Annotated in this window: 11 protein-coding genes and 1 rRNA gene; 5 read left to right on the top strand and 7 right to left on the bottom strand. The window is 40.1% G+C overall.

The genetic code is table 11. The features are described 5' to 3' along the window. Positions 1–5 precede the first annotated feature (5 nt). From HH219_RS17295 to HH219_RS17280, 4 genes are all read left to right on the top strand, one after another. Positions 6–425 (top strand): hypothetical protein, encoded by a 420-nt coding sequence (locus HH219_RS17295; protein ID WP_054206901.1) that lies wholly within the window; start codon positions 6–8, stop codon positions 423–425. A 367-nt stretch (positions 426–792) separates the two neighbouring features. Next, entirely contained in the window at positions 793–3,540 is a 2,748-nt protein-coding gene (acnA, locus tag HH219_RS17290) for an aconitate hydratase AcnA (RefSeq protein WP_054206902.1), read from the top strand. A gap of 127 nt (positions 3,541–3,667) precedes the next feature. Continuing rightward, on the top strand, positions 3,668–3,931 hold the full coding sequence (locus HH219_RS17285) for a hypothetical protein (protein ID WP_054452915.1): 264 nt from the start codon (positions 3,668–3,670) through the stop codon (positions 3,929–3,931). After that, positions 3,924–4,742 (top strand): transporter substrate-binding domain-containing protein, encoded by an 819-nt coding sequence (locus tag HH219_RS17280; RefSeq protein WP_054452917.1) that lies wholly within the window; start codon positions 3,924–3,926, stop codon positions 4,740–4,742. Before HH219_RS17285 ends, HH219_RS17280 begins: the two co-directional genes overlap by 8 nt. A gap of 9 nt (positions 4,743–4,751) precedes the next feature. On the opposite strand, the gene HH219_RS17275 is transcribed toward HH219_RS17280, so the two are convergent. From HH219_RS17275 to HH219_RS17255, 5 genes are all read right to left on the bottom strand, one after another. Continuing rightward, the gene (locus HH219_RS17275; protein ID WP_054206905.1) at positions 4,752–5,282 is read right to left on the bottom strand and encodes a DUF4124 domain-containing protein; all 531 of its coding nucleotides are present in this window, start codon (positions 5,280–5,282) and stop codon (positions 4,752–4,754) included. Between the two features lie 43 nt (positions 5,283–5,325). Beyond that, entirely contained in the window at positions 5,326–6,063 is a 738-nt protein-coding gene (locus HH219_RS17270) for a transporter substrate-binding domain-containing protein (protein ID WP_169328165.1), read from the bottom strand. Positions 6,064–6,161: 98 nt separating this feature from the next. Further along, positions 6,162–6,902 carry a phosphoadenylyl-sulfate reductase gene (locus HH219_RS17265; RefSeq protein WP_054206907.1) on the bottom strand — a complete coding sequence of 247 codons (741 nt, stop codon included), beginning with the start codon at positions 6,900–6,902 and terminating at the stop codon, positions 6,162–6,164. Between the two features lie 43 nt (positions 6,903–6,945). Continuing rightward, a complete protein-coding gene (gene cysI, locus HH219_RS17260; protein WP_054206908.1) occupies positions 6,946–8,643 on the bottom strand; it encodes an assimilatory sulfite reductase (NADPH) hemoprotein subunit in 1,698 nt (565 codons plus the stop codon). A 64-nt stretch (positions 8,644–8,707) separates the two neighbouring features. Beyond that, positions 8,708–10,516 (bottom strand): assimilatory sulfite reductase (NADPH) flavoprotein subunit, encoded by a 1,809-nt coding sequence (locus tag HH219_RS17255; RefSeq protein ID WP_169328164.1) that lies wholly within the window; start codon positions 10,514–10,516, stop codon positions 8,708–8,710. A 409-nt stretch (positions 10,517–10,925) separates the two neighbouring features. Between HH219_RS17255 and HH219_RS17250 the strand changes: the two genes are divergently transcribed. Next, the gene (locus tag HH219_RS17250; RefSeq protein ID WP_169328163.1) at positions 10,926–12,548 is read left to right on the top strand and encodes an endonuclease; all 1,623 of its coding nucleotides are present in this window, start codon (positions 10,926–10,928) and stop codon (positions 12,546–12,548) included. A 127-nt stretch (positions 12,549–12,675) separates the two neighbouring features. On the opposite strand, the gene HH219_RS17245 is transcribed toward HH219_RS17250, so the two are convergent. Both HH219_RS17245 and rrf read right to left on the bottom strand, forming a co-directional pair. Further along, positions 12,676–12,957 (bottom strand): hypothetical protein, encoded by a 282-nt coding sequence (locus tag HH219_RS17245; RefSeq protein ID WP_054206911.1) that lies wholly within the window; start codon positions 12,955–12,957, stop codon positions 12,676–12,678. A 965-nt stretch (positions 12,958–13,922) separates the two neighbouring features. After that, a 5S ribosomal RNA gene (gene rrf / locus HH219_RS17235) occupies positions 13,923–14,025 on the bottom strand; the annotation flags it as partial.

The following is a 14,025-nucleotide window of genomic DNA, read 5'->3' as shown; positions in this document are numbered from 1 at the left end:
AATTTATGACCCCTCCAGACTGGTTAAAATCCGTAGCTTGGGCCGCCCTTGCTTGGAACTTACTCGGGGTAATTGCGTTTATTATGCAGCTATTTATGACCCCTGATATGATCAGTAAACTGCCTATAGAACAACAAGCTGCTTACTCAAACATTCCCCTTTGGTCAACGATTGCCTTTGCGGTAGCCGTATTTGGCGGCGCACTAGGCTGCATTTTATTATTACTAAGAAAAGCCATTGCACGAGACGTTTTTGCACTTTCACTTATTGCAATTTTTATTCAACAGTTTTATAACTTCATCGTTATTAACAGTATTGAATTGCTCGGTGCCAGCGCCGTATTTATGCCACTATTTGTAATCGTTATTGCCATTACTTTGCTACTGCTGAGCCACACAGGCAAACAACAAGCTTGGCTACAATAAAGTAGCCTAAGAGGCACGCCTTGGTTTGATCACTCATGCTTGAAATATCAATTTTCGGCATCATCTCTACTATACTTACTTGTATAAAAATAATACAAAAATAGACTGGTATGCACTTTGCATTTTAATCAATTAATCAATTAATCAATTAATCAATCAAAGGTTACGCTCATAACACTTAATACCAATCGTGTTAAGTTACTGACCACTTATAGCGAAATACGGCAGAAATTTTGACATGTATTTGTTCTACATGAAAAATTTATAACGCAGTTAGCGCTTTATTTAGCCCGCTAGAATGGTTAAATATTTAAGTCAATTGGTATAAGTACTATTTAAGGATATTCATCTAATTAAGGGGCACATAATGAACAATAGTTTTGACACCCAAAAACAACTCACAATCAATGGCGAACAATTTCATATTCACTCACTGCAAGGTTTAGGCGATCAGGCTAAGCGACTACCATTCTCACTAAAAATACTACTCGAAAACTTACTGCGTAATGAAGACGGCGTTAATATTAAAAAACAAGATATTAAAGCACTTCTAAATTGGGATTCACAAGCCAAGCCCAGCGCTGAGGTTGCATTTACGCCTGCTCGCGTAGTCATGCAAGATTTTACCGGCGTACCTGCAATTGTTGATTTAGCCGCAATGCGTGATGCTATGGAAAGACTCGGTGGCGATCCAGCTAAAATAAACCCACTCTCACCTGCAGAGCTGGTAATTGACCATTCAGTACAGGTAGATGGTTACGGCGAAGATGGCTCTTTTGATTTAAATGCCAAACTTGAGTATGAACGCAATAAAGAACGCTATGAATTTTTACGTTGGGGTCAAACCGCCTTTGATAACTTAAAGGTCGTGCCACCTGCCACCGGTATTGTTCATCAAGTAAATTTAGAATATCTCGCTCGTGTGGTATTTAACGAAGAGCGCAATGGTCAACGCTTTGCTTATCCTGATACATTAGTCGGCACTGATTCGCATACTACTATGATCAATGGTTTAGGTGTACTTGGTTGGGGCGTAGGTGGTATCGAAGCCGAAGCCGCAATGCTTGGACAACCAATTAGCTTACTTATCCCGCAAGTCGTTGGTATGAAACTCAATGGCCGCTTACCTGAAGGCACCACAGCTACCGATTTAGTACTCACGGTAACTGAAATACTGCGCAAGCATGGGGTGGTAGGTAAGTTTGTTGAGTTTTATGGCGATGGGCTTGCTGATTTACCACTGGCTGATCGTGCAACCATAGCTAATATGGCCCCCGAATACGGCGCAACCTGTGGTATTTTCCCTATCGATGATGAAACCATAAATTACTTACGTTTAACCAATCGCGACGAAACTCAACTCAAGCTGATTGAAGATTATGCAAAACACCAAGGTCTATGGCGTAACGATGGCGATGAAGCCAATTACACCGATACATTAGAGCTCTCATTAAATGATGTAGTGCCTAGCCTTGCAGGACCAAAACGTCCCCAAGACAGAATTGCTCTCGATCAAGCTGGCGATATTATTGGTAAGCATTTAAAAGGTTTTCAAGATGAACGTCTTGCTAAACGCGACAATAGTGATGAACAACAAGCTCGTATTGAAGATGAAGGTCCAACAACGAATCCTGACGAGCCAATCAACGAAGCACAATTTATGGGCGCTGCAAAGGTAAACTTTAAAGGCCAAGAATTTGAACTTAAAGACGGCGCTTGTGTTATTGCTGCTATTACCAGCTGTACTAACACCTCAAATCCAAGTGTTATTTTAGCTGCCGGTTTAGTTGCTAAAAAAGCCCGTCAACTAGGTATTAATGTTAAACCATGGGTTAAAACATCGCTCGCACCAGGCTCACAAGTGGTAACTGATTATCTCAAAAATGCAGATCTAATGGATGACTTAGATGCACTAGGCTTCAACCTTGTTGGTTACGGTTGTACTACTTGTATTGGTAATTCAGGCCCGCTTGCAGATGAAATCAGTGAAGCAATTCAGCAACATAAATTAGTAGTGAGTTCTATTTTATCAGGTAACCGTAACTTTGAAGGGCGTATTCACCAAGATGTGAAAATGAACTTTTTGGCGTCGCCGCCACTGGTCGTCGCTTATGCAATTGCAGGACGCACAGATATTGATGTGTATAACGAACCATTAGCGCAAGATGCTAATGGTAACGATATTTATCTTAAAAATATTTGGCCTAGCGTCAGCGAAGTAAATGAACTCGTGAAAAAAACCGTCACTAAAGAAATGTTCGCTACCAGCTACGGCAATGTTTATAAAGGGGATGATCGTTGGCAGCAGATAAAAATTCCAGATGGCAAACTGTATGACTGGAATGACGCCTCAACCTACATTAAAAAAGCACCATTTTTTGATGGTATGAGCATTGAGCCTCCTGGTATCCCTGCAATTAGCGGCGCTCGCTGTTTAGCTAAACTTGGCGATTCCGTCACCACGGATCATATATCCCCTGCTGGCGCAATTAAAGCAAGCGCACCTGCGGGCGAATACTTGCAAGAAAATGGCGTAGAAAAATCACAATTCAACTCCTACGGATCTCGCCGTGGTAACCATGAAGTGATGATGCGCGGCACCTTTGCCAATGTTCGATTAAAAAACTTACTTGCTCCAGGTACTGAAGGCGGGGTAACTCGTACTCAACCCGATGATGAATTGGCCAGTATTTACGATGCGGCTATGGCTTATCAACAACAAGGTGTGCCATTAGTTGTGCTAGCGGGGGCTGAATATGGTACTGGTTCATCGCGTGATTGGGCAGCAAAAGGCTCCTTATTACTTGGTATTAAAGCCGTTATTGCGCAAAGTTATGAACGTATTCATCGCTCTAATTTAATTGGTATGGGTGTACTACCACTGCAATTTAAAGCAGGAGAAAGTCACGAGTCTTTAGGTTTAACAGGTCAAGAGCAGTTTGATATTGAAGACCTGTTCGATAAAACTAAAGAAGTGTGTGTGATTGCCACTAATAACGAAGGTAAAAAAGTCAGTTTTAGCGCCGATGTACGTATTGATACTCCCAAAGAGTGGGATTACTACAAACACGGCGGCATTTTACAATATGTACTGCGTAATATGCTCAGTAACTAAACACTTTGATGACTGGGCTTTGCAGTGCTTGACTGCTTAGCCCTTTATTATTTCTTTGATGTAAAACAAGTCAGCCTACAAATTATTAGCTACACTTAATTCACGTTATCAATGGTATGCATCGAGTATGACAGAGCAAAAAACGATACAAGTACTTAAGGTGTTTATCATACTTGGCATATGCCTTATTTTAGCTGGGCATTATTTATTAACATCTGACATTTTTGGCGAACAAAATAGTATCCGCGGCATTATGATTAGTGCAATTTGCATTGCGGTAGGGGTTTTATTTTCTCTACCAACAAAAATCTATCTCACCATCATACTAATGAAGTTAGAAACTGAACACCAAACACATGCCCCCACAAGTAAGCATGCTACAGATGAGTAAATTTCGACTTATTAAAAACACCTCAGTTATTAGTCTATTACTGCTGGGGATCTCATCCAATACCATTGCTGCCCATGAAAAGCTAACAATCGCTTCTGGAAACTTCGCCCCTTATTTCATTCAAAATGAAATCATCGGTAATGGTTTCTTTGATAATGTCGTCGTAGACGTTCTTAATAAGCAAGGTTATACCAAGCTAAAAATCATCCCGTTAAATAACGATGCAATTCAACGTTATTTTGATAATCAAGTCGCAGATATTGCCATTAACTACACAGCTCAGCCACCCAAAGGAGCATTTCCTTCACGGTTTAGAATCAAGTTTATGAATAGAGTGATTATGCACTCATCCGAATGGGCGGAAAACATAACCAACTTAAGCGATTTAAAAGATCTCACTGTAGCGAGCTTTATTGGTGCGTCACAATTATTTGGTAATGATTACCGTAAACTAACGCAGCAAAAAAACATAAATTACTCAGAGATTGGTAACCAACAAGCACTTAACAAACAGCTGCACACTAATCGTATTGATGTACGTATAGGTGACTACCTTGTATTTTATTGGAATACAGCACACTTAACCCAATTAAGCCCTAAGCAATTTATTTATCGCGATATTTTAAACTATGACGGCTCATATATTGTATTTCAACAATCAGCCCTTAGAGATGAATTTGATGATGCTCTAATGAGAATGATGCACTCAGGGGAATTGGATAAATTAACCCAACAATGGTTGACTCAGTATAATCTTCCTAGCGTCGATCATCAGTTTTTTGCTAACAATACAGCCTCACTCCAACCCTAGCCTATAGGCTTAATTATTCGACTCTAAAGCTTGAGTGCGTTGCTCTAACTTTGTCTTTATTTGCTCTGCATCATCGAATAACTTTTTAATTACCACCGGGTCATAAACACTATTTGAGCTTTTAGGAAGAGTTAAATTACCAGCTTTTGCACTCCCTTTTAATATTGATGTGTCTTCGGCTGCAATGACTGTAATATCTTTAGGATCGAGTACTAATCGCTCACTTTTACCATCAGGGTTTGGTTGATCAGAGTAATGCCATTGACCTCTTTTATCTTGCCATTTGTAAATTGTAGTGACTTTTTCAGTGCTATCACCTGATATTTTTTCTACAACCTGATTACTTGTTTTTACTACAGCATCAACCGCATGATCTAAAGCTCCGCTCGACAAAGCGACCATTTGCTCTTTAATATTGTTCGATGTACTGCCGATATCTTCACTATTTAACCACGTTTCACCATCTGGGCGCTGTAAGTAAAATAAGGCTGTAATGCTAATTAGCAAGATCATTGTTGCTAAGTACGCAAAATATTTCATAATCAATCCTTTGGGTTAAAAGTAAGCCATTCATAAACTACCTTTACTGGTAGCGGCTAATTATACTAGCAAGCTCTTTACTTTCTTTCAGCTCTTTTAAAAAAAGATTAAACTCTCGAACAAGCTTTCTTCCCTTTGGAGTGTATGAAAATTGCAACTGAAGTGGTGCTTTACCAACATTGAAATCACTTATAACTAATTGCGATAGGTGCGGGTGTTTTTTGATATACCAATTCACCACATCTCTCGACATAATGGTAAAGCGCTTACTCATAGGTGTATCACTATAGAGACTTTGCAGTATATCTAGATCTGAATAAAAGTTCTCACGATGCAGTACGTTACTATTCACTAGTAATTCATATTTTGGATAAACATAACCAAACCGCCCTAGTAATATCCCGTCTTTTAAACTATTCAACTCTTTAAAGTCAATTAGCTTAGTGCCATGAGACACTACCAGTACGTCTTCGACTATCGCTATTTCTTGGCTCCAATAATAAGATTCATCACCGATAAGCCAAACCTCTGATTCCATCCGCGCATCAACATAGCCTTGCTGTAACATCTTCGCAGATCGTTTTTCCGGTGCAAATATATACTCAATATCTACCTCTGAAGCCTCTGAAAAAAGAACCAGAAGCTCGTTTAAAATACCTTTATGCTGCGTGTCCACAAAATGATAGGGCGGGTAGTCTTCATCAGGCAATGCAATACGAAAACTATCCGCAACTGCAGAAGGTGACATAAGTAAGAAAAAAAGCAGACAGAATTGTTTCATAAATGCGATTCACATAACAAACTGGTTATTAAGCATACTACATTTACAAAAAAACGCAGCGTGTGCTGCGTTTTTAAAATAATACTAATTAAAAAGAATTAAATTCCATCGCCGTCAATATGTAGACCACATTCGCGATTTAAGCCAAAGAAACGCGTTTCTTCTTCAGTCATACCCGGCTCTAACTTACGTGTAGTATGCACATCTCCCATCGACACATAACCTTGCTCCCATAATGGGTGATACGATAAACCGTGCTTAGTTAGGTACTGATACACATCACGGTTTGACCATTCAATAATAGGATAAACTTTCACTGTGCCACGGCTAATTTCAATCACTTGCTTATCAGCGCGCGATGATGCTTGATCACGACGTAAGCCGCTAAACCATGTGCCTGCGTCAATATCTTTTAATGCGCGAGTCATTGGCTCAACTTTATTAAGCTGATTATATTGCTTAATACCCGCTTCACCTTGCTCCCATAGCTTACCGAATTTAGCCTCTTGCCATGCTGGGCTAAGGTGCGATTTATACACTTTTAAATTCAGTGATAAACGCTCGGTTAATTGCTCAATAAACTGATAGGTCTCTGGAAATAAATAACCAGTATCAGTAAGAACCACGGGAATATCTGGCTTTTGCGAGGTTACTAAATGCAACATCACAGCGGCTTGAATACCAAAGCTTGATGATAAAAATTGTGTGTCAGGCAAATTTTCAAGTGCCCACGCTACACGCTGCTCAGCAGTTAGCTCTTTAAGCATGCCATTTGCGTCAGCCAGCATCGCTGCTTGGCTTTCTTTATCAAGCTTTAAAATGTTTTTAAATTCACTCATAGTAAATTCCAAACCTTAGCCGATGTGTTGCATCGGCTTTAAATTATGCGTAAAAGTCGGTGACTGAGACTTTAACTTCAGCGACTATGCCTTTGCGGATCACAAAATCACCAAAACATTCGCCGTCATTACGTTCACTCGCCCATTGACCTATTAATTTATCAAAGGCTTCTAGATATACATCTTCACCGACATTTTCTAAATACAACTTAGGAATACGTGTGCCTTCAAGGTTACCACCTAAGTACACATTGTATTTACCTGGGCCTTTACCAACTAAACCTGCTTCTGCAAGCATTGCGCGGCCACAGCCATTTGGGCAACCAACAACACGCATAATGATGCTGTCATCAGGAATACCATGCTTAGCAAGTAACGCTTCGGTTTTTTCAATTAAACTTGGTAAGTAACGTTCAGCTTCTGCCATCGCTAATGGGCATGTTGGCAGTGCCACGCATGCCATTGAATTTTTACGCTGCTCTGAATCTTTGTCGTCAATCAAACCATGGTTACGGGCAATTTCTTCAATCACTGCTTTTTGATCTGCTGGCACACCGGCAATGATCAAATTTTGATTTGCCGTCATACGCATATCACCTTGGTGAACTTCTGCAATTTTACGACAACCTGTTTTAAGTGGTTTACCTGGGTAATCTAAAATACGACCACTTTGAATAAATAATGTTAAGTGATGCTTACCATCAATACCTTCAACCCAACCAATGCGATCCCCTCGATGAGTAAACTCAAACGGGCGACTCGGTGCAAATTTAACACCTGAACGCGCTTCAACTTCGGCCTTAAATACATCAGACCCTACACGGTCTAGCGTGTATTTAGTTTTTGCATTTTTACGGTTTGAGCGGTTACCCCAATCACGCTGAACAGATACCACATGCTCAGCAATTTTTAGCGTATCTTCTAACGCGATAAAGCCAAAGTCATCGGCTTTGCGTGGGTACGTTGCAGTATCGCCATGAGTCATAGCAAGGCCACCGCCCACTAAAACGTTAAAACCAACTAGCTTGCCGTTATCAGCAATTGCTACAAAGTTTAAGTCATTCGCATGCACATCCACTTCGTTATTTGGCGGAATGGTTACCGTAGTTTTAAACTTACGTGGTAAATAATTAGACCCCAAAATTGGCTCTTCTGTGGTCTGTGCTTTTTCGCCATTTAACCAAATTTCAGCATAGGCTTTAGTTTTTGGTAATAAATGTTCAGAAATTTTCGCAGCCCAATCGTACGCCTCTTGATGAAGCTCAGACTCAACTGGATTAGTTGTACACAGTACATTACGGTTAACGTCCCCAGCTGTAGCGATTGAGTCAATGCCCACGCTATCAAGCATTTGGTGCATGCCTTTAATATTTGGCTTTAATACACCGTGAAACTGGAATGTTTGACGGGTCGTTAAACGAATACTGCCGTAGCTGGTTTTGTCATCGGCAAATTTATCAATCGCTAGCCATTGTGCTGGCTGAATAATACCGCCCGGCATACGTGCTCGTAGCATTACGTTATGAAGTGGCTCAAGCTTTTGCTTGGCGCGCTCACCACGAATATCACGGTCGTCTTGTTGATACATACCGTGGAAGCGGATTAACTGAAAGTTATCAGCAGTAAAGCCACCGGTGATCTCATTTTGTAAATCTTGCTCAATCGTGCCGCGTAAAAAGTTACTTTCTCTTTTCAAACGCTCGTTATCAGAAAGCTTTACGTTTTTATCTTGTTCGCTCATGGTAAATCCTAAATTAGTTACAGTGACGGCTGTTAACTTTTAACAAAGTAAGCAACGTTTAACTTTAATAAACGTCTTTCTGATAGCGGTTGGCGCTACGTAAATCTTTTAAATACTGTTCAGCGTCTTCATCGTTTTTGCCACTATTTTCTTTGATGATATCAACTAAGGCTTGATGAACATCTTTCGCCATGCGGTTTGCATCACCACAGATATAAAAGTGCGCGCCGGCTTCTAGCCATTCAAATACGGCTTTACTGTTACTACGTAGCTTATCTTGTACATAGACTTTCTCAGCTTGATCGCGGCTAAACGCCACATCAACTTGGCTTAATAGACCAGATTTTAAGTAACCTTGAATTTCTACTTGGTATAAGAAATCTTGCGTAAAGTGTGGGTTACCAAAGAACAACCAGTTTTTACCTGATGCTTCACGGGCATCACGCTCTTGTAAAAATGCACGAAATGGCGCAATACCGGTACCTGGGCCTACCATGATCACCGGTGTTTCATCATTCGCTGGTAGGCGGAAGTTATCATTATGCTCGCTGAATACTTTAACTTTACAGCCTTCTTCAGCACGACGTGCTAAATAACCAGAACAACCACCTAAATGCTCGCTACCAAATGCATCAAATTCAACAAGGCCAATCGTTAAGTGCACTTCGTCTTCTACTTCAGCTTGGCTTGATGCAATTGAATACAAACGCGCTTGTAACTTACGCAGGCAATCAACTAATGTTTGCGCTTCAAGCACAGCTGGATTTTGACGGATCACGTCGAAGATTTGACGAGCTTCAATGTATTCACGCATTGCCGCTTTATCTTCAACTAGCTTTAATAACTCAGGCGTACCTGTCGCGATTGCGTATTTTTCAACAAAGCCAGGGTATGACTGAGTGAGCTCAAGTTTCTCGATTAATGCATCACGAACACTTAATTCAACATCACCTAACTTTACGCTCGTTGCGCCATCAATTTGAGTCAGTGTCAGCACTTCATCAACTAATGCTTCATCATTTAGGAAGTAAACACCTAGTGAGTCACCCGGCGTATAGGTAATATCTGAGCCTTCTAATGAAATTTCAACGTGACGAACATCTTTGCTTGAATCACGACCAGTAATCTTTTGTACTAAACTCAGCTCTGCCGCAAATGGGTTTTGCTTGGTATATTGGCTGGCAGCAATTGCTGGTGCACCAAATGAAACCACTTGCCCACCAGTTGCACCTTGCTGCGCTTTTAAATCAGGTTCAAACGCATCAAGTGCACCCGTGATCCACGTTGCCGCTTCATCATCATAATCAACATCTAAATCAGCGCGCTGATAAATAGTCTCTGCACCTAATTTATTTAAACGCTCTTCAAAATCTTTTGCCGTTTGGCAGAAGAACTCATAGCTTGAATCGCCTAAACCAATAACCGCTATTTTAACACCATCAAGCTTAGGTGCTTTTTTGGTTGCTAAAAATTCATGCAATGTTTCCGCATCTTCTGGCGGCTCACCTTCACCGTATGTTGAAACCACGACCGTAAGGAATTTTTCTTTTTTCAGGGCTGTTGGTTTGTAATCAGACATGCTTACTAGTTTCACGGCTAAACCACGTGATTCAGCCTGTTCTTTGAGCTTAGTTGCAACGCCTTTTGAGTTACCAGTTTGCGAGCCATATAAAATGGTCAACGCTGCCGCCTCACCTGCACTTGGCGCAGCACCTACAACACCACCTAAGTTGGCCGTATTGGCATTCGCAGCAAGGTAACCACTTACCCAAGCTTGCTGAATTGGATTAAGCTCAGCCACTAAACCTTGCAGCTTTTGTACTTGCTCTTGCGATAGCGGACTTGCTAGCGCATTAAGTTGACCTAACAACATGAATTGATTCCCCGTAACCCTGAAAGTTATCTGCGAAATGACACTATTTAAGTTAATCACTTTGCCTAAAATTTGCCTCAACTCTATGGCTACAATCTAGCCTTAGAGGATTCTTTGAGTGTGAAGAATAACGGGGTATGGGCGAATAAAAAAAGAATAGAATCTGCTTTGTTATTCCATTTAGTTATGAACTTATATAAATACCTTCAAAAACAGATTAAAAGCTAAAACTTGAGCAATTTAAGCTTTTACTTATAAATAGTAAATAAAGCGGTAACAAAAATAGTTCATAATTAAATCACTTATATTTGCAAACAGCTGAACATTAACAATTATGCAACATGGAAGTTGTAAGGTATATTATTCTAGTTCAGTTATAGAACATAAAAATAAAATAAAAGGAAACACCATGTCACACGGGACATATAAAAAGCACATACTAGCCAGTACACTATTGTGTACTTCACTATCAAGCGCAGCCACCATTACTAATGGTGGCTTTGAAAATTGGGTAAACGGTGCACCAGAAGGTTGGAGTACAATTGATTCTGGCATTGCTCTTTCAGCGAATAGCTCAGTAGTTAATTCGGGAGTATTAGCTGCTAAAGTAGTCGTCACAACCGCCAGCCAAAGTAGCACTGATCTATTACAGCAAGTTAACGTAGAAGCGGGACAAAGTTATTTATTCTCAACGTGGGTTTACCACACTGAAGGAGGTGTTAAAGCGCGCCTATTCGCCAACGGTTATCAAGGCTATTCAAATCCGGCACTATTAAACCAATGGCAAGAAATAAGTTATCAATACACCGCTTCGAGCAACACCACTATTGCTGTTGGACTGCGTTTTTACGATGTAAATGGCTTTGATGGCAATGAGACTGTGTATGTAGATAGCTTCACACCAACCGCAACGGTTACACCCCCACCGCCAGGCTGTGCTGATAACACTGTAGATTTAACACTCGCAACCGATAACTATGGCGAAGAAACCAGCTGGCAAATTACCAATCACCAAAATATTACGGTTGCATCGGGTAGCAGTTATACCGGCAACACAACTTATAACGAACAAGCCTGCCTTATTGATGGTGATTACACCTTTAGTATTTTTGATAGCTATGGTGATGGTATCTGCTGCTCATTTGGCAATGGCAGCTATACATTAAACCAAGGACAAACAGCCCTTGCCAACGGCGCTAGCTTTGAGCACTCACAAGCTACACCTTTCACATTAGGCAATACCGATCCTGTTACCCCACCCGTTGACCCTACAGGCTATTATGTAACTACACAGGGACTTACAGGCTACGCTTTAAAAACTGAGCTTTATAATATTATTAAAGGTCATAACTCACAGGGTTATTCTGCCATTTGGAGTTTTTACGATAGCGCATCTCGTGATAAGTATTTTGAAAATGACAACTCAATTCTCGATCGCTATTCAGAAAAACCAGCCGGGCAAGATAGCTTTAATTATGTAGCAGTGACTAATCAATGCGGAACTTATCGCAGTGAAGGCGATTGCTACAATCGAGAGCACTCTTTTCCTAAGAGCTGGTTTGGCGGTAAAGTTGAACCTATGAACTCGGATGTACATCATATTTTTGCAACCGATGGTTACGTTAATTCAAAACGCAGTAACTTTCCATTTGGTGATGTAGGCAGCGCAATATATACCTCAAGCAATGGCAGCAAACTTGGCACCGCTTCAAGTTCATTAAATTATTCAGGCACTGTATTTGAGCCAATTGATGAATTTAAAGGTGACTTTGCTCGCGCCTACTTTTATATGGCAACACGTTATGAGAACGTTATTGGTAGTTGGCAAAATAACACCACTTACAGCAACGCAGTACTTAATGGCACATCAAACCAAGTGTTTGAAAACTGGGCGGTAACTATGTTGGTTAATTGGCATAATAGTGATCCTGTCAGTCAACTTGAACTAGATAGAAACCAAGCCGCATTTGAGCATCAAGGTAATCGCAATCCATTTGTCGATCATCCTGAATTTGTAGAGATGATTTGGTAAAAAGACTCAAGCTAGGTTAGAAAGAAATAGCCCTCTTAACTGCGAGGGCTTTCTATCATCTAATTTGTAACATTATTTTTATAATAAAAATTAGATACTTTTTATTAACAAATGCCAACATTTCATATTAAACAATCAGATTGTGGAGAATTGCTAAATACTCTAAAGGAATATTAATTATCAAGAAATTCACTATATGAGGGAAGATAGTAAAACCAACCCAATTGAATGTTAATTCCAATATGTAGTCAAATATGTGTTCAAATACAATGAACAAAAAAACCTCATATCCACCAAGAAAACCACTTGAATCAGAACTTTCTTGTTTTACTTCTGGTTTTTCCTTATAGGTATTAATTGTGACGAAAACACAGTCTTTATAATTACTTTTATTATTCTTTTCTTCCATTATTTTTCCTTATTTAAAGGCACAACTGAACCCACATTAAGGTTACCTTGACGTGTATTGTTTATTTTTGTTTGAAGTAGAGTTGTGCTTGTGGGCTATTGAAATGATACATTACGATTGGATAACTTAGAGGTATTTTTAGTTAGCACCTCCTTTCTTGATTAATTTGATATGGTATCTATAACTTAAATGATTACTTATTTTTCCTTATTAACCACTGATAGAGCCATTATAAACCCAAAAGAAGACCCTGCCAAATAACACAAAATACAAGCAAAAGTCAAATTTAAATAAGCAAAAAATCAGCAATTTACAAATAATAATCTTAACGTATTAATAGCATTCCTTTGTGGTGACATAAATGTAATGCCAGCGTATACGCTTGCTTGCTGTTTCATTATTCTTTGAGGGCGAAGACAGAACGAATATTGCTAAGCGGCTAAATACAGCACGCGGCAGTATCAATAAATGGAATTAATATCAAAAGCCACAGAGCCGGGACGTCAGTAGTTGTGATCGTTGATGGTGCTGGTTGACATACTATTTATTGATACTGTACAACCATTTAATAATATAACGTTGATAAAGCTTCCACCTTACTCCCCGGAATTAAACCCAATGGAGCAAGTATGGAGTTGGCTACGGCAACACTGTCTATCAAATCGTGTATTTAGTGGTTATGAAGAAATAGTCGAACAGGTATCGCAAGCGTGGAATGGATCCATCTCAGTTCCTGGTACGGTTAAAAATGAGAGATTGGATAAAATTGACTTAATCTTTATGCAAATTGGTATTAACTCAGTACGATATAGGTCGTGATTTATCGCGACAACCGATATATGGAGGTGTGTTGCTTTCAGATGAGCGCCCGAGCGACACTGGCCACCTTGCACCTAGCTCGCTTTTTCACTTTCCTGCAGACGTAAAAAAGCCCGACTCTATGAGTCGGGCTTTCTTTATTTGGAGCCTGGCGATGACCTACTTTCACATAACAAATGCTACACTATCATCGGCGCTGTTTCGTTTCACTACTGAGTTCGGCATGGGATCAGGTGGGTCCAAAACGCT

Origin of the sequence: Pseudoalteromonas sp. NEC-BIFX-2020_015 (assembly GCF_012952265.1) — a bacterium.
Lineage (GTDB): Bacteria > Pseudomonadota > Gammaproteobacteria > Enterobacterales > Alteromonadaceae > Pseudoalteromonas > Pseudoalteromonas neustonica.
This window is presented reverse-complemented; position numbering and strand designations above follow the sequence as displayed.

Bases quoted from the DNA above. Each gene is read 5' to 3' on its own strand.
- HH219_RS17285 (WP_054452915.1), top strand. From the start codon at position 3,668: ATGACAGAGCAAAAAACGATACAAGTACTTAAGGTGTTTATCATACTT.
- HH219_RS17275 (WP_054206905.1), bottom strand. From the start codon at position 5,282: ATGAAATATTTTGCGTACTTAGCAACAATGATCTTGCTAATTAGCATT.
- HH219_RS17245 (WP_054206911.1), bottom strand. From the start codon at position 12,957: ATGGAAGAAAAGAATAATAAAAGTAATTATAAAGACTGTGTTTTCGTC.
- HH219_RS17265 (WP_054206907.1), bottom strand. From the start codon at position 6,902: ATGAGTGAATTTAAAAACATTTTAAAGCTTGATAAAGAAAGCCAAGCA.
- HH219_RS17270 (WP_169328165.1), bottom strand. From the start codon at position 6,063: ATGAAACAATTCTGTCTGCTTTTTTTCTTACTTATGTCACCTTCTGCA.
- HH219_RS17250 (WP_169328163.1), top strand. From the start codon at position 10,926: ATGTCACACGGGACATATAAAAAGCACATACTAGCCAGTACACTATTG.
- acnA (WP_054206902.1), top strand. From the start codon at position 793: ATGAACAATAGTTTTGACACCCAAAAACAACTCACAATCAATGGCGAA.
- HH219_RS17255 (WP_169328164.1), bottom strand. From the start codon at position 10,516: ATGTTGTTAGGTCAACTTAATGCGCTAGCAAGTCCGCTATCGCAAGAG.
- cysI (WP_054206908.1), bottom strand. From the start codon at position 8,643: ATGAGCGAACAAGATAAAAACGTAAAGCTTTCTGATAACGAGCGTTTG.
- HH219_RS17295 (WP_054206901.1), top strand. From the start codon at position 6: ATGACCCCTCCAGACTGGTTAAAATCCGTAGCTTGGGCCGCCCTTGCT.
- HH219_RS17280 (WP_054452917.1), top strand. From the start codon at position 3,924: ATGAGTAAATTTCGACTTATTAAAAACACCTCAGTTATTAGTCTATTA.